The following is a 20,028-nucleotide window of genomic DNA, read 5'->3' on the forward strand; positions in this document are numbered from 1 at the left end:
GTACGCCCGGCCGGGCGCCCGGCGAACCCGTTCGGGGGTGCACCCCGGACGGGGCTCGGGATCGGGGACGAAGGTCCCTACGATCCACGCGTGGTCGCCTCCCCGCCGACGTTCGCCGTGCTGCTGCGCTCGCTCCGCGAGCAGGCCGGGCTCACCCAGGAGGAGCTGGCCGAGCGCGCCGGGCTCACCCCGCACGCGATCAGCGCCCTCGAGCGCGGCGCGCGCACCCGCCCCTACCCGCACACGGTGCGCGCCCTGGCCGACGGGCTCGGCCTCGACGACGCCGCGCGGGCCCGGCTGCGCGCCGCTGTGCCCAGCCGGCAGGCCCCCGCCACCGACGAGCCGCAGGCACCGGTGCAGGCGGGCCTCCGGCCGACCCCGCTGCCGGTGCCGCCGACGGCGCTGCTGGGACGGGACGCCGAGGCGGCCGCGCTGGCCGGGCAGCTCACCGGGGACGGCGTCCGGCTGGTGACGCTCACCGGCGTCGGAGGTGTCGGGAAATCGCGTCTGGCGATCGAGGTGGCCGGCCGTGCCGCACCCTCCTTCCCGGACGGCGTCGCCTGGGTGCCGCTCGCGGCCGTCGCCGACCCCGCTCTCGTGGTACCGGCGATCGGCCGCGCGGTCGGCCTGTCCGGTGTCGAGGGCCTCGACGCCGCCGTCGTCGTGGCCGGGGCGCTCCGGGACGCGCGGATGCTGCTGGTGGTCGACAACCTCGAGCACGTGCTCGACGCGGTGGCCGGGCTCGGCGAGCTGCTCGAGCAGTGCCCCGGCCTGGTGCTGCTGGCCACGAGCCGGGCGGCGCTGCGCCTCCGGGCCGAGCACGAGCACCCGGTGCACCCGCTCGGGCTGCCGGAGCGCTCCGCGGGGGCCGAGGCGGTGGCGGCCTCGCCGGCCGGAGCCCTGTTCCTGGCACGGGCCCGGGCGGTGGCGCCAGGTTTCGAGGTGGACGACGGGAACGCCGGCGACGTCGCGAGGCTGTGCGCCCGGCTGGCCGGCATCCCGCTGGCGCTCGAGCTGGCGGCGGCGAAGGTGCGCGTGCTCACCCCCGAGCTCCTGATGACGCGGCTGGTCGCCGCGATGGCCAGCGGCGGCTCGCGGGACCTGCCCTCCCGGCAGCGCACGATCACCGCCACCCTCGACTGGAGCTACGACCTGCTGCCGCCCGGGGAGCAGGAGCTCTACCGCCGCCTCGGGGTGTTCACCGGCGGCTTCTCGCTGGACGCCGCGGAGGCGGTGGCCTCCGGGGGTGACGTCCTCGCCGGCCTGGAGAACCTGGTCGCCCAGTCGCTGGTGCAGGTGCACGCCGACGGCCGGTACGGCCAGCTCGAGCCGGTGCTCCACCACGCCAGGACCAGGCTCGGCGAGGGGGAGGAGGCGCACGCGGCCCGGCTGGCCCACGCGCGGTACTTCCTCGAGCTCGCCGAGCGGAACGTCCCCGCCTACCGGCGGGCCGAGGCCGTCGACGCCCTGGCGCAGACCGCCCAGGAGGCCGGCAACTTCGAGGCGGCGCTCGAGTCGGCGCTCGCGCTCGGCGAGGGTGAGCTGACCGGGCGGCTGTGCTGGGCGCTGTGGCTGGACTGGTGGCTGCACGGGCACCTGCGCACCGGACGTCGCTTCGCCGAGGCGGCGCTGCGCACCGAGCTGAGCCCGCACACGCGGGTGCGCGCGTTGCTCACGTTCTCCGCGATGGCCTTCGCGCAGGGGGACCTCGCGGCCAGCGCACCCACCTGGACCGAGGCGCTGCGGCTGGCGGAGAGCATCGGGGACGTCAACGGGCAGGCGCACGCGGCGTCGGGGGAGGGCCTCAACGCCCTCGCCACCGGGGACCACGACGGGGCCGAGCGGGCGTTCCGCGCGGGCATCGAGCTGTCGGCCGGCGGCATCGGCGACGACAGCTGGCTCTGGACGCTCTGCCACGTCTGGCTGGGCGCCGTGGCCGTGCTCCGCGGCTCGCCCGAGGAGGCGTTGTCGCTGGTCGGCACCGGTCTGGCGGCGGCGCGCGAGCGGGGGGACCGGCTGGCGATCTACATCGCGCTCTTCACCGCGGCGCAGGCGGCGATCGCGATGGGCGACATCGACCGCGCGCGCAGCCAGCTCGAGGAGGGCGTCCGCCTGTCCCAGGAGACCGGCGACCTGGCCAACCTCGCGTACGTCCTCGACGCGCTGGCCGTCGTCGAGTCGGGTGCGGGCAACGCCCGGAGGGTGGCACTGCTGCTCGGTGCGGCGCAGGCGCTCCGCCACGCGGTCGGCTCCACGGTGTACGGCTACTACCAGCCCGACGAGTCGCTGCGCGACGCCGCCGCGGCGACCGCCCGGGCCGTGCTCGGGCAGAGCGGCTACGACGAGGCGCTGGAGGCGGGGCGCCGGCTCGACCCGGACGAGGCTGCGGAGCTGGCCCTGTCGCCCGACGGCCCCCGGCTGCGCCTGGCCACCTGACGACGACGCGACGCGGCCCCCGGCACCTGTGGTGCCGGGGGCCGCGCCGCCGGTCCTGCTACCGGACGTCCACCACCGCGACCCCGCTCAGCGAGCGGCAACCGGACTGGCGGGCGTGGAGCAGCGTGTCCGCCGTCGCCTTGTAGGTGAACGTCGCCCGCCCGTCGGACCCGGCCTTCCCGGTGGCGACGACCTTCCACGGCCGGGCGTCGTCGGCCTTGCCGGTGAGCACCGCCCGCAGCCAGTCGACGACGCTGGGCGCGTTGAGCGCCCGCAGCTCCAGCGATGCGCCGGCCGGGGCCGTGACGGTCACCGTCACGGTGGTCCCCTTGGCGACCTGGCCGCCGGGGGAGACCGCGACCTTCACCGTGCCGCAGCTCGGCTCGCCGCCGGGACGGGTGGGAGCGGTCACGGTGCGGACCGCGTCGGCGCCCAGCGGGACCCCGCCGTGGTCGACCACGCCGCCCGGCACCGTGACCGTGAGCACCTGGCCGGAGCCGAAGGGTGCCGTCGGGACGAACCGGAAGGTGCGGGCCAGGGCGACGTCCGCCGGCGAGCGCTGCTCACCGACCGCGGTGACGGTGCCGGGCACCGGCTGGCTGCCGGCGCGCACGCCGAGGGCCGCGCGGACCGAGTCACTGCTCATCCACTGGTCGAACACCACCTCCACCGCACCGTCCGCGGTCGCGGTGACCCCGGTGAGGGCGGGGGCCGCCAGGCGGTGCAGGTCGACGTCGACGCCGTAGTGCTCGGGCAGCACCTGCAGCGGCTGGCTCTCCGCCGTCCGGTAGCCCTCCTTCTCGTACCGCACCTTCCACCAGCCCTGCGGGACGTCCCAGCCGTAGGTCCCCTCGACCGAGGTGGACTGCGGGTTGGTCTGCCCGAACGCCTCGGCGTCCCAGACGGTCCACGGGCCGTCGGGCGACGGGCCGCTGAGCACGGTGGCCGTCACGCCCTCGAGCCGCTGCGTGCCCAGGGCCTCGTACACGTAGCCGCTCGGGTCGAAGATCCACGTCGGCGAGCCCATCGGACGGGCGTCCCAGTCGTGGTCGCGCGGGATGTACTTCACCCGGGGGTCGCAGCTCTTCAGCCCCTGAGCCTCGACCCGCTCCACGGCGCGCTCCACGAAGTCGTCGCCGAGGGCGTTCACCCCGGTGGCGATGATCTTCTTGACCGTCGAGTTGATGAAGGACGCGGTCCGCGGGTTGGTCTCACCCATCGCGGCCGCCCAGCTGCCGCCTGCCACCGACATCCAGTCGAAGGCGTTGAGGGCGAGCTTGTGCATGACCAGCGTGCCCTTGGCGTCGTCGATGTAGGCGGTCAGCTCGTCGGCGATCTCCGGCTGGCAGGCGCGGATGTTGAGGTCCACGTGCTCCTGGAGGCCGTCGAGGATCTTGTTGTCGGCGCCGTTCTGTGCGATCTCGTACAGGTCGTAGAACGCCAGCCCGACCTTGACCGCCTTCTCCACCGGCTTCCACTTGGGCTCGTCCGCCGCGGCTGCGACACCCGCCGCGCCGCCGTCGAGCCAGCTGGCCGAGACGTCGGCGGAGATCACCAGCTCGGTGTCCTCGCCCTCGCCCCGCTTGGTCACCTCGACGTTGCGGACCGGCGCACCGACCCGCTCGGCGAACGCGAGCTCCGCGTCGGTCATCGGCGCCAGGTCGCGGGCCGCCCCGACCGTCGAGCGGGCCTGGAAGACCTGGCCCTGCACCGTCCAGCGGCCGGCGAACTCGTCGGGACCGCTGACCTGGAAGTCCGCGTCCTCCGGCGCGTTGAAGGGGTGCGCGACCGTGGACACGAGCTCCTCGAGCGTCGGCACCGGCGCCGAGCCGTTGGCGGTCGGCAGCGCGTCGACCGTGTAGCCGACGGCGATGTCACCGACGTCGGTGGGCCCGGCCGGCGGGAACGTCGCCGTGCACTCGGTGGCCGTGCACGTGCCGTCCACCGCCAGCGAGCCGATGTACCCGGTGAAACCGCGCACCCGGGAGGCGTCCTCGAAGCGGGCCGTGAGCACGATCGGGGCGCGCAGCACGTAGACCAGGGTCGGGGAGGCGTTGCCGGTCCGCGGGTCCCAGGTCACCGCCCGCCCCCGGGCGTCGGCCAGCGAGTTGTCGATGGTCAGGGACACCGGCTCGACGCCGGAGGTGGTGAAGCGGACCGCGAGCGGCTCGGAGAGCAGCTCGACCGTCCCGTCCGGGGTCGGTGCCGTCGTGACGGCGACCAGGCGGTAGGTCGTGCCCTCCAGGGGGGAGGGCAGGTCCACGCGGGCCGACCAGCGGCCCCCGGCGCCGGCGGTCGCCTCGGCGAGCACCGTGCCCGCCTCGTCCCGCACCGCCACCGGCGTGCCGGCGGGGGCGCGTCCGCGGACGGTGAAGGGGCCGGCCGTCTCGGTCGGGCCCTCCAGGCTGACCCGGCGGACCTGGGCCGCGAGCGGCGGCAGGTCCAGCACCGCGCCGTCGGCCATGCGCAGGGTCACCGGCGCCGACAGCTGCCCGTCGAGCACGTCGGTCCCCACCGTCAGGGGCACGCGCACCGTCGTCGCGCCCCGGCCGGTCATCGGGACGACGACGGTGCCGTCTCCCACGGTCGACGCGGTCCGGGAGCCGTCGATGGTCGCGGTCCCGTTCTCCGCCGAGGCGCCGTCGGGCAGCCGCACCCGCAGCTGGGACCGGGCGGTGTCGGAGGCCGGCAGGGCCACCCGCACGACGAGCAGACCGCCGGGCATGACCGGGTCGGGCAGCGCCTGCACGCTCGCGTCGGCCGGAGCCGCCGCAGCGGCGGAGAGGACGACCGTCCCGAGGTCCGTCGTCCCGCCGGCGTCGACCACGACGTCGCTGGTCGCCCGTCGCCCGGTGCCGTCGCTCCAGGTGATGGTGTGCAGGCCCTCGGCGCCGAAGCCGAGCACCGGGGACGAGCCCTGTCCGGTCCGCGTGCCGACGAACTGGGCGCGGCCACCGGTGACCGAGCGGTAGATCGTCGCCGACCAGTTCCCGACCGGGTTGCCGCTCTCGTCGACGAGGTCGGCGGTGGCGGCCCCGGCCTGCTCGAGCACGACGGTCACGTCGACGTCGCGGTCGTCGCCGAGCACCACGTCGGCGCAGCCCCTCGGCAGGTGCGCCTCGCGGCCGTCGACGCAGAGCTCGACGCGGTGACCGGGGGCGCCGGCGTACGCGACGTCCTGCGACATCGTGAGGCCGGTCGTCGTGGAACCGGTCCCGGCCCGCAGCGAGGCGCCGAAGTGCACCGCGGTGCGCCAGTCCAGCGGCTGCTCGACCCGGTTGCCGTCCGTGCCCACGACGATCAGGTGCGGGCGGATCCGGTAGGTGGGCGTGCGCGGCAGGTCGAGCGTGAAGGCGCCGCGCCGGTCGGCGGTCAGCTCGACGGGCTTGGCGGCGGCGACGTGGAAGTCGGCGGTCGCCGACAGCGTCCCCGGGCCGGCGAGGGCGGTGAGGACGGCGGCGCCGTCCGGACCCGTCGTGGCCGTCGTGGTGAAGGTGCGCCCGTCGGCGACCTGCACCAGCTTCACCGCCGCCGAGCCGACCGGCCGGCCGGCGCCGGTCACGGCGACGTCGCTGGTCGCGGCCGCGAGCGGCTCCAGGGCGAGGGCGACCGCGGTGCGGCCGGCTCCGGTGGCGACCTCCGTGCGCGGCTGCACGACCCGCGCGGTCTGGTCGTCGAACCGGTAGTCCAGCGCGAGCCGGCTGTGGCCGGGCAGCTGCTGGATGTTCGCCGTCGGCGCCGCCGGGCCCATCCGGCGGGTCGCCAGCACCTCGCCCTGCGCGTTCCGCACGGTGAGCGTGCCCGGGAGCAGGGAGCTGCCCGTCGGGGCGGTCAGCGAGACGTCGAGCTGGGCCGCCCGGACGGGCGTCAGCTCGAGCGGCACCACCGTGGCGGCGGCGACGGACAGCAGGGACCGGCGGGCCACGATCTCGCCGTCGGCGGCGACCAGCTGGACGCTCCAGGTGCCGGGCGTGAGCGGCACGGACACGGTGCCCGGGGCCGTCACCGCCTGCTCCTGGGTGCCGCGGGAACCGACCAGCCGGAGCGTGAGGGCACCGAGGTCGTCGGGGGACGCGGCGATCGCGAGGTCCAGGCGACCGCTGACCGGGGCGACCGTCACCGCGCGGGTGAGCCTGCGGGTGCCGTCGGTCAGGACCACCTCGGCGCGGCCGACGGCGGCCAGCGACCCGTCGAGGCGGTAGGGCTCGATCGCGTAGGTGCCGGCCGGCCCCTCGGTCATCGGGACGACGACCTGCGGCTCACCGCTGGGGGAGGAGGAGGTCCAGAGCCGGAGCTCGGCGTCGAGGCCGGGCTCGCCGGTGGCCGTCGCGGTGAGGTCGCTGCCGAGGACGAGTGCGCCGCCGTCGGCGGTCCGCGGTGCTTGGACGTCGAGCATCGTGACGCCCTCGCTGGCCGTGGTGGTCGTCGGCTCCGTGGTCGCCGGTCGCTCGGCCCAGCCGTGGCGGAGGACCGCGACGGCGCGGACGGCGTACGTGGTGCGCGGAGCCAGCCCGGTGACGGTGGTCAGCCGCTCCTCCGACGGGTCGACGGTGTCGACCTGGGTCCAGCCCGCCTGCGGGACCGGCGAGGTCTGGCGGTACTCCACCCGGTAGTGGTCCAGGGGGGTCGACGCCGGCAGGGCCGGCCAGGCCACCCGCACGGACGTCGCGCGCACGTCGTCCACGGTCGGCGCGGACGGCGCGGGCAGGTCGGTGAGCCCGCTGGTGCGCGTGGCCCAGGGGCGGGTGGAGCCGTCGTCCAGCACCAGGTCGACTCGGTAGTCGAACCACGTCAGGGCGGGCAGGTCGTCGTCGAGCAGCTCGGTGGTCCCGGCCGGTACGTCGGCGAGGTGGACCCATCCGGAGGTGCTGCCGAGCGAGCCGCCGGCCTGCTGCCCGCCGGCCGCGCGCAGGACGCGGTACCCGGTGAGACCGGCGTCGGCGGAGGCCTCCCAGGTCACCTGCAGGGCGTCGTGCCGGGGGCGGACGACCTCGATCCCGGCGCTGTTGCGCGCCCGGGCGGTGAGCGCCGGTGTGGCGTTGCCGCTGGTGTCGACGGCGCGTACGCCGTACTCGACGACGTAGGCGGCGGTGTCGTCGGCGTGCAGCGCGACGTCGTGGGTGAGGCGGTCGGCGGGCACGGTGGTCAGGACGACGCCGTCGGCGCTGATCTCGTAGCCGCGGATCTGGCGGTCGTCGGTGGCCGCCGGCCAGCTGAGCCGGACGTGCGTGCGGTCGAGCGGCTCCGCGGTGAGCCGGGCGTCGGCCGGCCAGACCGGGGCGATGGTGTCGGGGGCGTCACCGGTGGCGACGGCGGCCACGATCTTCGTGTCGAGCCAGGTGGCCACGACGGTCCCGTCGTGCGACGGGACCGGGTGGTAGGCCGTCTCGCCCAGCACGGAGGTCGGCTCCTCGCCGTCGTCGCCCTCGCTGCCGTCGCCTTCGCTGTCGTCGCCCTCGCCGTCGGAGGAGCCCTCCGACCGGCCCGCGACGAGGGCCGCGGTGCCGGTGGCGAGGTCGACCGACCACGCGGCGCTGGGCAGGGAGCCCTCGTCGTACATGCGCTCGTCGTAGACGACGGTGCTGCCGTCGCCGGACAGCCGCGGACGGTGCACCTCGCCCGAGCCGGCGGTCGGGACGGTCCGGCGGGGGGCGTCCTGGGCGGTCAGGTCGGCGACCAGCAGCGCACCCTCGGGTCCGACGTAGGCGACCTGCGAGCCCGAGGCGTCCAGCGACGGGGCGTCGGCCACGTGGTCGGCCAGCGAGGCGACGGGCTTCAGCGTCCCGGCGTCGGCGACGACCAGGACGCTGTCCCAGGTCGGGTTCTCCCACTCGTCGAGCGGGCCCTCGACGTCGTGCACCCATGCGACCGTCGACCCGTCGTCGCTGAGCTCGATCTCCTGGTGGGGAGCGGTGACCTCCCGGGCCGCGGTGACCGTGCCGGCGGACAGGTCGACGATCTCGACGCGGCCGGGCTCGGAGGACCACGGGTCGCCGATGAGGACCGCTGCCCGTCGCCCGTCGGCCGAGACGTCGACCGCGGTCGCCTCGGCGATGCCGGCCTCGGCCGATCGCGGGACGCGCGTCGTCGTGCCGGTTGCCAGGTCGGTGCGGAACGCCTCGCCGCTGACGTCGCTCGGCTCGGCCAGCACGTCGTCCCGCGTCGTCCAGACCACCGTCGAGCCGTCCGCGGAGAGCGCGGCCGCGTCGACGCCCGACCACGCGCCCGGTGTGCCGGGCTGCCCGGGGGCGGAGTCGACCACCTGGTTGGCGCCGGTGCCCCGGTCGTGGACCAGCAGCACCGGCTGGAAGTAGCGCTCGGGGGTGTTGACGTAGGTCTTGTAGAGCACCAGCTGCCCGTCGGCGCTGAGGTCCAGGACCTTCCCCTCGACGTAGCCGTCCTCGCCCGGGAACGTCCCGCTCACGGGGGACAGTGCGAAGGCAGGGGGCGTGGCGGCCGGGGGCGGCGGCGCGGCGGTGGCCACCGGCGGCGCGGCGAGGCTGATCAGGGCGGCGGTCAGGCTGAGGGCCGAGAGGGGCACCAGGCGGTTCACGCGGGTCTCCGGAGTCGGTCGGTGGGGACCGCGACTCCGTCGCGAGGCCCCGGCAGCGCACGGTCGTGCGGTGCCGCCGTCGAGGCTCGCGGGGGCGGTGCGCCCGGACCACGCGCACCGCCCGCACACTGCCCGCACAGTTGGCCGATCGTGCGGGTCGGGCGCCGGTGTCTCCAGCACGGGGCGCCGGTCCTCTGCCGGGTGACGACGGTCCGGCACCACGTCGGACCGCTCCCGTCTGGAGGGGGCTGTCATGGCCGACGACCGCGCGACCACCTACCAGCAGCTGCTCGACGAGGCGTGGGAGCTGGGCCGGCTCGACGGCCGGTTCGCCGCCGCCTTCGAGCGCGCCGGGGCGACGCCCTCCGGCCGCTGCCTCGGGCGGACACCGCAGGCGTTCGCCCGCCTCCTCTGGGAGGGGCGGCCCGGCAACCCGCCGAGCGGCCTCGAGGCGAACGCGCCGCTCTGGTACGCGACCGGCTTCCGCGAGGGCCTCGCCGCCGGCCCGGCGTCGACCCGGCGCGGCGTGCGCGGGCTGAGCCACCGCCGCGTGCTCGTCTAACGCCCGGCGCTCACGGCTCGGCGAGCTGCCGGCGGTAGAGGAGGTGGTCGCCGTCCTCGCCGTCGGGGGTGAAGCCGGCCGACTCGTAGAGGTGACGTGCGGGGTTCTCCCGGTGCACACCCAGGGCCAGCTCGCGATGACCCGCTCGGCGGACGTCGTCGGTCAGCAGATCGAGCAGCGCGCGGCCCAGCCCGTGCCGCCGGTGCGTGGGTCGCACGTGGAGCGTGACCACCGTGGCGGTGCCGTCGACCACCGCCCACATGGCGTAACCGGCCGCAGCCCCGTCCAGCTCGACGACGGTGGTCCGCGCGAGGTTGTCCGACCACAGCGCCCGGTTGCGGTCGACGGCCCGCAGCCAGGCCGCCTCCTGCTCCGGTTCGCGCTCCCGGATGTAGTCGAGCTCGGCGTCGTGGACGAGGGCGAGGTCGTCGCTGGTCGCCCCCCGGACACGCCGTCCGGGGCGGCTCAGCGGGCGACCGTCCCCGGCACGGGGCGGCGGTTCCACTGCAGCCCCACGACCCCGACGACCGCGACGACGGCGCCCACGACCGGCGGGATGAACCACTCGGCCTCGTTGCTCCACCACGCGGCGACGGCCGCCACCGCGTAGGCGGCCAGGTTGCGCCACTCGACGGCGGGCAGGGCGGAGGTGTCGGGCATGCCCCAGCGCCAGCGGGCCAGGAAGTCGCCGATGACGACGCCGCCCAGCGGCGGGATGAGGATGCCGAGCCAGACCAGGTACTCGATGAGGTTGTCGTAGATCCCGGTGATCGCCAGCAGGGTGCCGATGACGACCCCGCCGATGACGAAGGGCTTCTTCGACCGCGAATCGGCGATCTCGGCTCCGGCGACGCCGAAGTTGTAGGCGGTGTTGTCGTTGGTCGTCCACAGGTTGGCGACCAGGAAGACCAGGCCCCAGCCGACCAGCCCGAGCTGGTAGAGCACGAGCACGAAGTCGCCCTCGCCGAATGCCAGGGCACCGATGGCGCCGAAGCCGAGCATCAGCAGCTCGCCGACCATGAACGCCACGATGCAGGCCCAGAAGCCGGTCGAGGGGGTGCGGGCGAAGCGGGTCCAGTTGGGGGCCTGCGTCCCGCCTGACGCGAACGTGCCGACGATGATCGTCACGGCCGCGGCGAGGGGCAGGGTCTCGCTCGGCTCGATGGCGGTGAGCCCGCTCCAGCCGCCGACCTCGTCGAGCGAGCGCCAGGTGACCCAGCCCGCCAGCACGAGCAGCAGGGGGACGGAGACCACCGACAGGGCGTACATGCCCTTGTAGCCGTAGTAGGCGGTGACGCCCATGACCGCGCCGCCGGCGATCATCAGGGCGATCTCGGTGCCGCGGCCGGTCCAGTCCAGGGCGCTGGCGGTCAGCCCGGCGAGGGTGGCCACGGTGACGCCGTACCAGCCGACCTGCGTGCCCCCGAGCAGCAGCGAGGCGAACTTCGCGCCGACGCGGCCCAAGGTGTAGCGGCACATCATGACCGTGGTGAGGCGCGTGCGGGCGCCGATGCCCCCGATGACGCCCACGTAGACGCCGAGGACGGCGCTGCCGAGGAGCAGCACCCAGATCAGCGAGGTGACGTCGAAGGCGGCGCCGATCTGGGCACCGGCGAGCATCGTCGGCGTGAAGAAGGTGAACCCGAGCAGCACGATCGCCACCGAGAACAGCGACTTGCTGGCGTGCTGGGGGACCGGGTCGATGGGGTAGTCGGGGTCGACCTCGGCCGGTGCGACCGTCGCGTCGCCCCTGCTGCTCAGGCTGCTGCTCATCGGGTGACCTCCGCGTGCGCCGGGTCGGCGTCGTCCTCGCCGATGTCCTCGTTCCACAGCTGCGGGTGCTCGCGGATGAACTGCTCCATCATCGCGACGCACCCGGGGTCGTCGAGCACGAGCACCTCGACGCCGTTCTCGGCCAGCCAGTGGTGACCGCCGGAGAACGTCTGCGCCTCGCCGACGACCAGCCGCGAGATGCCGAACTGGCGCACCAGCCCGCTGCAGTACCAGCAGGGGGAGAGGGTGGTCACCATCGTCGTCCCGCGGTACGTGCGCTGCCGGCCGGCGTTGCGGAAGGCGTCGGTCTCGCCGTGCACGGAGGGGTCGTCGTCCTGGACGCGGCGGTTGTGCCCGCGGCCCAGCACACGGCCGTCGGGCCCGATGAGCGCGCCGCCGATGGGGATGCCGCCCTCCGCGAGCCCGGCGCGGGCCTCCTCGATCGCGACCGCCAGCCACGACCTCGCCGTCGCCTCGTCCAGTGGCACCGTCATCCGCCATACCTCCCGTGGGAGCTCGCACCGGCCGGTGCGCAGACCCTGGCAGACATCGTGGCGCGGCGTCGATGCCGGACGGGTCTCCGTCCGGTTACGAATGCCCGGAGGCGCGGGGTGACATCAGCCCGGCCCGCCAGGCCATCGCCACCAGCTGGGCGCGGTCGCGGGCACCCAGCTTGACCAGGATGCGGCCGACGTGGGTGCGCGCGGTCGCGGGGCTCATGTGCAGGTCCACCGCGACCTCGTCGTTGGACAGGCCGTCGCCGACGGCGGTGAGCACCTCCCGCTCCCGGTCGGTGAGCAGCCGCAGGAGTTCCGGGTCGGTCGGCTGCGGCGCCTCGAGGGCGGCGGCCAGCACGCTGCGGGTGACGGCCGGGTCGAGCACCGCCTCCCCGGCGGCCGCGGCCCGCACCGCGCGGCGCAGCGCATCCGGTTCGGCGTCCTTGAGCAGGAAGCCGCTGGCCCCCGCGCGCAGGGCGGCGAACACCAGCTCGTCGTCGTCAAAGGTGGTCAGCGCGAGCACCGCGACGGCCTCCAGGGCCGGGTCGGCCACGATGCGGCGGGTGGCCTCGATGCCGTCGAGCACGGGCATCCGCAGGTCCATGAGGACGACGTCGGCCGGTACCGACCGCAACCGCTCCACCGCGGCCCGCCCGTCGCCGACCTCCCCGGTGACGTCCAGCCCCTCCTCGCGCTCCAGCAGGGCGCGGATCCCGGCCCGGACCAGCGGCTGGTCGTCGACGACGAGGACACGGATCACGCCGGCACCCGCACGCGGTCGGCGGCCACGGGCAGGACAGCGCACACGCCGAACCCGCCGCCGGGACGGTTGCCGGCGAGCAGCCGGCCACCGAGCAGCCCGACCCGTTCCCGCATGCCGGACAGGCCGTGCCCGGTCCCGTCGGGAGCCGTGCTGCCGCGGCCGTCGTCCACGACGCTGATCGTCAGGTGGTCGGTGCCGTGGTCGACGGTGACGGTCACCTGCGTCGCCGTCGCGTGCCGGAGCACGTTGGTCAGCGCCTCCTGCACGACCCGGTGCGCGGTGGCCTCCACCGCGGCCGGCCACGGTCGCGGTATGCCCTCGACGACCAGCCGGGCGTCCAGTCCGGCGGTCGTGGTGGCCTCGACCAGGTCGGGCAGCTCGGCCAGCCCGTGCCGGCGTCGCGGGAGGTCGCCCGCCGGTTCGCGGAGCAGGCCGACGGTGTCGCGCAGGTCGCCGAGCACGTCGCGGCTGACCGAGCGGATCGTCTCGAGCGCCCGGCGGGCGGCCGCCGGGTCGTCGTCGTCGAGCGCCTCGGCGCCGACGGCGGCGTGCAGGGTGACGACGGCGACGGCGTGACCGAGGGAGTCGTGGACGTCGCGGGCGATGCGCAGCCGCTCCTCCTCGACGCGGCGGTGGGCGTCGGCCTCCCGCTCCTCGTCGGCCAGGCGGAGGCGGTGCGCGAGCTCGGCCGACCAGCCGCGCCGGGCGTGCACCGCGTCACCGAGCGCGAGCACCGCGCAGAGCAGCGCGAACTGGGTGGCGCCGTCGTAGCCGATGACCGTGCCGATGGGCTCGGCCTCGGTCGCGCTGACCACCCGGAACACGATCGACAGCGCCAGGAAGCCGCCTCCTAGCACGCCGGCGAAGCGCAGGTGGCCGGCCCGCGCGGCCACGAAGAGCGCCGGCGCCAGCGGCAGGATGAGGCCGATCGCGGGGAGCCCCAACGCGTAGTAGGCGTAGACGAGGACGCAGTTGGCCAGCAGCGCCCCGACCGGGTGCCGCTGCGCGACCAGGACCGGCACGGCGACGGCGGCCGCGCCGACGAGGGACAGGGCGGTCGCGGCCTGCTGGTCCGGCTCGAGGTGCGCGACCAGCGCTCCCCACGCCGCGGCCACCGCGACGAGGAACAGGACGAGGTCGACGCGTCCGGGACGCCAGGTCATGCCGGGAGGCTAGGACCTGGGACGCGTGCCCGTCGTCCCCTTCCCGACGTAGTCCTCCGTGCGGACGTACGTCGAGGTGAGTACCGGGTTCGGTCCGCGCAGCGGACGCGCCCCGGGGCCGCGGCGTCCCAGGCTGTGCGGCGTCCGTCCCATCCCCCTTCCTGGGAGGAAGCCGTGCTCGCCTCGCTCGCCCGCTCCGCCGTCCGGGCCCGGTGGCTCGTCACCGGTGCCTGGGTCGCCGCCGTCGTCGTCCTCTCGGTGCTCTCCGGTGCCTTCGCCGGCCCGACCAGCGACGACTTCGCGCTGCCCGGGTCGGAGAGCCAGCGCGCCTCCGACCTGCTCGCCGACGCCGGCTTCACCGCGAGCGCCGGGACGCAGGCGCAGGTGGTGCTGCACTCCGTCGACGGCGTGGACACCGCAGCGGTGCGCGCCGCGGTCGAGGACCTCTCGGCCCGCATCCAGGACGAGCTGCCCGGCGCCGAGGTCACCAGCCCCTTCGCCCCCGGCGGCGAGCGGCGGATCGCGCCCGGCGGGGAGATCGCCTACCTCCAGGTCGACCTACCCCAGCGGGACCCGACCGAGCTCGCCGAGGCCGCCGACCGGCTCGATGCCCTCCGGGGTGAGGTTGACGTGCCCGGCCTGCAGGTCGAGGTGGGCCTGCCGATGGACGAGGAGGCCGAGGGCGGGGTGCCGGCGGAGGTGATCGGCATCGCCGCCGCCGCGGTGATCCTGCTGATCGCGTTCGGCTCGGTCGTCGCGATGCTGCTGCCCCTGGTGATCGGGGTGCTGGGCGCCCTCTGCGGCGTCGCGGCGATCGGGCTGGCCGCCCACGTCATCGACGTCCCGAGCTTCGCGGGCGCGGCCGCGGGGATGATCGCCATCGGCGTCGGCATCGACTACGCGCTGCTGGTCGTGACCCGGTTCCGCGAGGCGCTGCGCAGCGGCCTCCCGGTGCCGGAGGCGGTCGCGCTGGCGCAGCACACCGCGGGCCGGTCGGTGCTGTTCGCGGGCACCACCGTGGTCATCGCCTCGCTGGGCCTGGTCTTCATGGGCATGGAGCTGATCACCGGTGTCGCGATCGGGATCGCCGCGTCGGTGCTGGTGACGATGCTCGCCGCGGTCACGCTCCTGCCGGCGCTCCTCGGCATCGTCGGCCCGCGCCTGCAGCGCGCCCAGGAGCGGCCCCGCCGTCGCCGTCGGGGGGACCGGACCGGGGTGGCCGCTGAGCGGTGGTCGCGCTCGGTGCAGCGCCGACCCGTCGTCTGGCTGACCGCCGCGCTCGGCGCGCTCCTCGTGTTGGCCGTCCCGGTGCTTGACCTGCGGCTGGGCTTCAGCGACGCCGGCACGCTGTCGGAGGACAGCAGTGCCCGCACGGCCTACGACCTGGTCGCCGAGGGGTTCGGTCCGGGCGTCAACGGGCCGTTCGTCGTCGCCGTCGACGGGCCCGCGGGCGACCTGCAGCCGGTGGCCGAGGAGCTCGCCGGCGCGTTCGCCGACGACTCCGGAGTCGCCGCCGTCAGCCCGCCGGTGCTCGCCGAGGACGGCGGGACGGCCCTGCTGCAGGTGACCCCGGCGTCGGCGCCGCGCGACGAGGCGACCGACGACCTCGTGCACCGGCTGCGCGACGACGTCGCCCCCGCGGTCGTCGACGGCACGGGCGTCGAGGTGGCGATCGGGGGAGCGCAGCCGGCCGCCGTCGACTTCGCCGACTACACCGCGCAGCGGCTGCCGCTGTTCCTGGCCGTCGTCCTGGGCCTGTCGTTCCTGCTGCTGACCGTCGTGTTCCGCGGTCTGCTGGTGGCGCTCAAGGCCGTCGTGGTCAACCTGCTGTCCATCGGGGCGGCGTTCGGCGCGCTGGTCGCCGTCTTCCAGTGGGGCTGGCTGACCGGCCCCCTGGGCATCGAGGGCGTGGGACCGATCGAGGCGTGGGTGCCGATGATGCTCATCGCCATCGTGTTCGGGCTGTCGATGGACTACGAGGTCTTCCTGCTCTCCCGCATCCGCGAGGAGTACGACCGGACCGGCGACAACGCCTCCGCGGTGGCGACCGGCCTCGCCCGCACCGCGTGGGTGATCACGGCCGCCGCGGCGATCATGGTGTGCGTCTTCGGCAGCTTCGTCCTGGGCTCGGCGCGCGAGCTGCAGCTGTTCGGCTTCGGGCTGGCCGTGGCCGTGCTCATCGACGCGACGCTGGTCCGGCTGGTGCTGGTGCCGGCCACGATGGAGCTGCTCGGCACGGCGAACTGGTGGCTGCCGCGGTGGCTGGACCGGCGACTGCCGCACCTGACGGTCGAGGGCGCGGTGACGGTGCCCCGGGAGCCGGCGCCGGTGCCGGCCGCGGTCCGGTGACGGGGGTGCGGTGACGGGTCAGGGTCACCCCGCGATGCGGGCGCACTCCCCGCAGCGGCCGGCGCCGGCCCCGGCGGTCCAGTCCTGCTCCGCCCGGACGCTGACCAGCAGCCCGCAGACCGACTGGTCGAGGCCGTCGACGACCGGTCGTGCGACGGCATGGGTGAGGTTCCCGGCACCCGGGAGGTGGGCCGCCGAGGCGGCGTAGGTGCTCGTCGCGTGCAGGGTGGCGGTCATGGGCAGAGCGTGGCGGAGCCGTATGACGATCCGACTACGGCGATGCGCCGATCCCGCGATGATCCGTCCCGCCTACGAGCCCGGGAGCGCTCCGGTCGCCCGGGCCAGCGCGGTCCCGCGCGCGAGCAGCCCGTCGACGTCGCCCAGGTGCAGGGCCTGGCGGCGCAGCACCCACACCGCGAAGACGCCGTCGCGCACCGCGTAGCGCATGGGATCGCTCGGCGAGGTGATCGGGATCCCTCCGGGCGGCGTCGGCGCAGCGTCCCCGGCGGGCAGCAGCAGCGCCGTCCGGCCGGTGATGCTGCGCGCCAGCGGGGCCTCGCTGTGCAGCGCGAGCCGGGCGGTCCCCGGCAGCCCCGGCAGCCCTCCGCGCAGCACCGCCCACGGCGTGCCCGGCACCGGGTTGGTGGGGAACGCCGCCGCGTAGGCCTGTGGGTCCTCCAGTACCAGCCCGTACGAGCGGGCCAGGCCGTGCACCGTCTCGAGGAGCGAGGACGGGGCCCGAGCACGTTCACCTGACCGGGTGGACCTGCGTGCCCGCGGCGTCGCTTTGTCCACAGAACGGCTGATCGGAGCCCCGCGGACTGGTCCGTTTCCTTACAGTCCGGCTGTTTCGTCATGATCGACAAGGCTCGACGGGGGTGCCGTGCCGACCGCTCTGGATGTCGTGGACGGCGAGGTCCGGGAGCTGATCCGGCGTCGCGGCCTCGACCCGTTCACCGACCCCGGTCCCGTGCGGGTGCTGGTGCGCGACGTCGTCGCCGACTACTCCGAGCGCTCGCTCACCTCGGCGCTGCCGCCGATCGTCGACGCCGAGTCGGTGGTGCGCGACGTCCTCGACCGGGTGGCCGGGTTCGGCCCGCTGCAGCGCTACCTCGACGACCCGGAGGTCGAGGAGATCTGGGTCAACGAGCCGGGCCGGGTGTTCGTGGCCCGCCACGGGCGCAGCGAGCTGACGACGACGATCCTGGCGCCCGGCGAGCTGGCCGACCTCGTCGAGCGGATGCTGCGCACCTCCGGCCGGCGCATCGACATGTCGACCCCGTTCGTCGACGCCACGATGCCCGACGGCTCGCGGCTGCACGTCGTCATCCCCGACATCACCCGCCGCCACATGGCGGTCAACATCCGGAAGTTCGTCCTGCAGGCGCACAGCCTCGACGAGCTGATCGCGCTCGGGACGATCACGCCGCAGGCCGCCCGGTTCCTCGAGGCCGCGGTCGCCTCCGGGCTCAACGTCCTCGTCTCCGGCGGCACCCAGGCGGGCAAGACGACGCTGCTCAACTGCCTCTGCGCGGCCATCCCGGCGCGCGAGCGGGTCATCACCTGCGAGGAGGTCTTCGAGCTGCGCGTGCCGCTGCCCGACGTGGTGTCCATGCAGACGCGGCAGGCGAACCTCGAGGGCGCCGGGGAGATCCCGCTGCGCCGGCTGGTCAAGGAGGCGCTGCGCATGCGGCCCTCGCGGATCGTGGTCGGCGAGGTGCGGCAGGAGGAGTGCCTCGATCTCCTCATCGCGCTGAACTCCGGCCTGCCGGGCATGTGCACGCTGCACGCGAACAGCGCCCGCGAGGCCGTGGTGAAGATGTGCACCCTGCCGCTGCTGGCCGGCGAGAACATCGGCACGGCGTTCGTCGTCCCGACCGTGGCGGCCAGCGTCGACCTCGTCGTGCACGTCGGCACGGACGCCTCCGGTCACCGCCGGGTGCGGGAGATCGTGGCGCTGCCCGGACGGGCGGAGAACGGCGTCATCGAGACCGCCGACGTCTTCACCACCCGCGACGGTCGGCTGGTGCGGGCCGACGGCTACCCGCCGCACGCCGACCGGTTCGCCGCCGCCGGCTTCGACCTCCCCGCGCTGCTCGGGGACCGGGCATGACGGAGTCCGGCGCGCTGCTGGGGCTCCTGCTCGGCGTCGGGCTGCTGCTGATCTGGCGCAGCGGACCGCGTGCGCCCCAGCCGAGGACCGGGCCCCGGCGTCCCGGCCGGCGGCAGCTCCTCCTGGCCGAGGCCGGCCTGACCGGCATCAACGCCGCGCAGCTGCTGGCCCTGCAGGTGGGGCTGGGCCTGCTCGTCCTCGTCGTCGTCCTGCTGACCACGAGCACCGTCACGGTCAGCCTGGTGTTCGGGCTGTTCGGCTTCGCCCTGCCCTACGCCCAGGTGCGCCGGCTGGCTGCCCGCCGCAAGTCCGATCTGCGCGAGGTGTGGCCCGAGGTCGTCGACAACCTGGCCTCCGCGGTGCGTGCGGGGATGTCGCTGCCCGAGGCGCTGGCGGCGCTCTCCAGCCGCGGGCCGGAGGTGCTGCGACCGCCCTTCGCCCGGTTCGCCGCCGAGTACCGGTCCACCGGCCGGTTCAGCGCCTGCCTCGACCGGCTCAAGGACGACCTCGCCGACCCGGTCGGCGACCGGATCGTCGAGACGCTCCGGGTGGCGCGCGAGGTCGGTGGCACCGACCTCGGCCGGGTCCTGCGCACCCTGGCCACGTTCCTGCGCGAGGACGCCCGGGCCCGCGCGGAACTGGAGACGCGGCAGGGGTGGGTGGTCTCCGCGGCCCGGCTCGCGGTGGCCGCCCCGTGGGTGGTCCTCCTCCTGCTGGCCACGCAGTCGACGACGCTGGCCGCCTACGACTCGACGCTCGGGACGGCGATCCTGCTGATCGGCGGGAGCGTCTGCGTCGTCGCCTACCGGTTGATGCTGCGGATCGGGCGACTGCCCGAGGACGTGCGGGTGCTCCAGTGAACGCCGGGCTGACGGGCTTGCTGCTCGGGCTGTCGGCGGCGGTCGGGCTGGTGCTCGTGGTGAGCTTCGCGCCGCCGTTCCGCTCCGTCCGGCTGGTGGACCGGCTGGCTCCCTACGTGCACGACACCCCGCCGCCGTCGCGGCTGCTGGGCACCGCGACCGAGCCCGGGCTGCTCACCGCCGTCCGGCGGGTGTTCGGCCCGGTCGTGGGCGACGGCGCGCGCCTGGTGGACCGGCTGCTCGGCGGTCGTGCGGCGGTCCGCCGTCGGCTGGACGCGCTGGCCGGCGAGACGACGGTCGAGGACTTCCGCGTCGAGCAGGTCGTCTGGGGTGGGCTGGGTCTGCTGGGCGCGGCGGTCGCCGCCGCGGTCGGTTCGGTCGCCGCCGGTGGGCTCAACGTGCTGTCCGCCGGCCTGCTCTGCGTGGCCGGCCTGCTGTGCGGGGTGCTCGGCCGGGACTGGTGGCTGACCCAGCAGGTGCAGCGGCGCGAGGAGCTGCTGCTGGCCGAGTTCCCGGTGGTCGCGGAGCTGCTGGCGCTGGCGGTGACGGCGGGGGAGAGCCCCACCGCAGCCATCGCCCGCGTCACCCGCCTCTCGGGTGGGGAGCTGGCACGGGAGCTCGGCGCGGCGCTGGGGCGGGCCCGCTCCGGCGTGCCGCTGGTCGACGCGCTGCAGGAGGTCGCCGACCGCACCTCGCTCGACCCGCTCGCCCGTTTCATCGACGGGCTGCTCGTCGCGATCGAGCGCGGCACCCCGCTGGCCGAGGTGCTGCGCGCCCAGGCGGCGGACGTCCGCGAGGCCGGCAAGCGCCGCCTGCTCGAGGCCGGCGGCCGGAAGGAGATCGCCATGATGGTGCCGGTCGTCTTCCTGGTGCTGCCGGTCACCGTTCTCTTCGCCCTGTTCCCGGGGCTGATCAGCATCGTCTCGCTGGCGCGGTGAGCCCGTGGGACACGAGGAAAG

General features: G+C 75.4%; 14 protein-coding genes. 6 read left to right on the top strand and 8 right to left on the bottom strand.

The window, feature by feature from the left end; genetic code table 11:
- The first annotated feature begins 90 nt into the window (after window positions 1–90).
- Window positions 91–2,436 carry an ATP-binding protein gene (locus DCS98_RS03975; protein ID WP_116449976.1) on the top strand — a complete coding sequence of 782 codons (2,346 nt, stop codon included), beginning with the start codon at window positions 91–93 and terminating at the stop codon, window positions 2,434–2,436.
- 58 nt (window positions 2,437–2,494) lie between these two features.
- Here DCS98_RS03975 and DCS98_RS03980 read toward each other — a convergent pair whose 3' ends face one another.
- A complete protein-coding gene (locus DCS98_RS03980; RefSeq protein ID WP_116449977.1) occupies window positions 2,495–8,989 on the bottom strand; it encodes a fibronectin type III domain-containing protein in 6,495 nt (2,164 codons plus the stop codon).
- 253 nt (window positions 8,990–9,242) lie between these two features.
- Here DCS98_RS03980 and DCS98_RS03985 point away from each other — a divergent pair, with 253 nt between their 5' ends.
- Window positions 9,243–9,551 (top strand): hypothetical protein, encoded by a 309-nt coding sequence (locus DCS98_RS03985; RefSeq protein ID WP_116449978.1) that lies wholly within the window; start codon window positions 9,243–9,245, stop codon window positions 9,549–9,551.
- A 10-nt stretch (window positions 9,552–9,561) separates the two neighbouring features.
- Here DCS98_RS03985 and DCS98_RS03990 read toward each other — a convergent pair whose 3' ends face one another.
- The 5 genes from DCS98_RS03990 to DCS98_RS04010 form a co-directional block, all read right to left on the bottom strand.
- Entirely contained in the window at window positions 9,562–10,056 is a 495-nt protein-coding gene (locus DCS98_RS03990; RefSeq protein ID WP_164704354.1) for a GNAT family N-acetyltransferase, read from the bottom strand.
- Window positions 10,017–11,324, bottom strand: coding sequence for a cytosine permease (codB, locus tag DCS98_RS03995; RefSeq protein ID WP_116449980.1), 1,308 nt, complete (start codon window positions 11,322–11,324; stop codon window positions 10,017–10,019). The genes DCS98_RS03990 and codB overlap by 40 nt, the downstream gene beginning before the upstream one ends.
- Complete coding sequence (locus tag DCS98_RS04000) at window positions 11,321–11,818, bottom strand: nucleoside deaminase (RefSeq protein ID WP_116449981.1); 498 nt, start codon at window positions 11,816–11,818, stop codon at window positions 11,321–11,323. The genes codB and DCS98_RS04000 overlap by 4 nt, the downstream gene beginning before the upstream one ends.
- A gap of 94 nt (window positions 11,819–11,912) precedes the next feature.
- Complete coding sequence (locus DCS98_RS04005; RefSeq protein WP_116449982.1) at window positions 11,913–12,581, bottom strand: response regulator transcription factor; 669 nt, start codon at window positions 12,579–12,581, stop codon at window positions 11,913–11,915.
- The gene (locus tag DCS98_RS04010; RefSeq protein ID WP_164704355.1) at window positions 12,578–13,747 is read right to left on the bottom strand and encodes a sensor histidine kinase; all 1,170 of its coding nucleotides are present in this window, start codon (window positions 13,745–13,747) and stop codon (window positions 12,578–12,580) included. The genes DCS98_RS04005 and DCS98_RS04010 overlap by 4 nt, the downstream gene beginning before the upstream one ends.
- 174 nt (window positions 13,748–13,921) lie before the next feature.
- Here DCS98_RS04010 and DCS98_RS04015 point away from each other — a divergent pair, with 174 nt between their 5' ends.
- A complete protein-coding gene (locus tag DCS98_RS04015; RefSeq protein WP_164704356.1) occupies window positions 13,922–16,096 on the top strand; it encodes an MMPL family transporter in 2,175 nt (724 codons plus the stop codon).
- Between the two features lie 24 nt (window positions 16,097–16,120).
- Here DCS98_RS04015 and DCS98_RS04020 read toward each other — a convergent pair whose 3' ends face one another.
- Window positions 16,121–16,333, bottom strand: a complete 213-nt coding sequence (locus tag DCS98_RS04020) for a hypothetical protein (RefSeq protein ID WP_116449985.1) — start codon at window positions 16,331–16,333, stop codon at window positions 16,121–16,123.
- A gap of 72 nt (window positions 16,334–16,405) precedes the next feature.
- A complete protein-coding gene (locus tag DCS98_RS04025) occupies window positions 16,406–16,810 on the bottom strand; it encodes a hypothetical protein (protein ID WP_116449986.1) in 405 nt (134 codons plus the stop codon).
- A 169-nt stretch (window positions 16,811–16,979) separates the two neighbouring features.
- On the opposite strand from DCS98_RS04025, the gene DCS98_RS04030 reads away from it, so the two are divergent.
- From DCS98_RS04030 to DCS98_RS04040, 3 genes are read left to right on the top strand one after another with little or no spacing between them, the layout of a single operon-like run.
- The gene (locus tag DCS98_RS04030; protein ID WP_241037132.1) at window positions 16,980–18,209 is read left to right on the top strand and encodes a TadA family conjugal transfer-associated ATPase; all 1,230 of its coding nucleotides are present in this window, start codon (window positions 16,980–16,982) and stop codon (window positions 18,207–18,209) included.
- Window positions 18,206–19,069, top strand: a complete 864-nt coding sequence (locus tag DCS98_RS04035; protein WP_116449988.1) for a type II secretion system F family protein — start codon at window positions 18,206–18,208, stop codon at window positions 19,067–19,069. Before DCS98_RS04030 ends, DCS98_RS04035 begins: the two co-directional genes overlap by 4 nt.
- Complete coding sequence (locus DCS98_RS04040) at window positions 19,066–20,007, top strand: type II secretion system F family protein (protein ID WP_116449989.1); 942 nt, start codon at window positions 19,066–19,068, stop codon at window positions 20,005–20,007. Before DCS98_RS04035 ends, DCS98_RS04040 begins: the two co-directional genes overlap by 4 nt.
- Window positions 20,008–20,028: the final 21 nt, after the last annotated feature.

It is taken from the genome of Blastococcus litoris, assembly GCF_003075095.1.
GTDB lineage: Bacteria > Actinomycetota > Actinomycetes > Mycobacteriales > Geodermatophilaceae > Blastococcus_B > Blastococcus_B litoris.

Excerpts from the sequence above, each read along its gene's own strand:
- DCS98_RS03985 (WP_116449978.1), top strand. The coding sequence starts at position 9,243 with ATGGCCGACGACCGCGCGACCACCTACCAGCAGCTGCTCGACGAGGCG.
- DCS98_RS04020 (WP_116449985.1), bottom strand. The coding sequence starts at position 16,333 with ATGACCGCCACCCTGCACGCGACGAGCACCTACGCCGCCTCGGCGGCC.
- codB (WP_116449980.1), bottom strand. The coding sequence starts at position 11,324 with ATGAGCAGCAGCCTGAGCAGCAGGGGCGACGCGACGGTCGCACCGGCC.
- DCS98_RS04035 (WP_116449988.1), top strand. The coding sequence starts at position 18,206 with ATGACGGAGTCCGGCGCGCTGCTGGGGCTCCTGCTCGGCGTCGGGCTG.
- DCS98_RS04010 (WP_164704355.1), bottom strand. The coding sequence starts at position 13,747 with ATGACCTGGCGTCCCGGACGCGTCGACCTCGTCCTGTTCCTCGTCGCG.
- DCS98_RS04000 (WP_116449981.1), bottom strand. The coding sequence starts at position 11,818 with ATGACGGTGCCACTGGACGAGGCGACGGCGAGGTCGTGGCTGGCGGTC.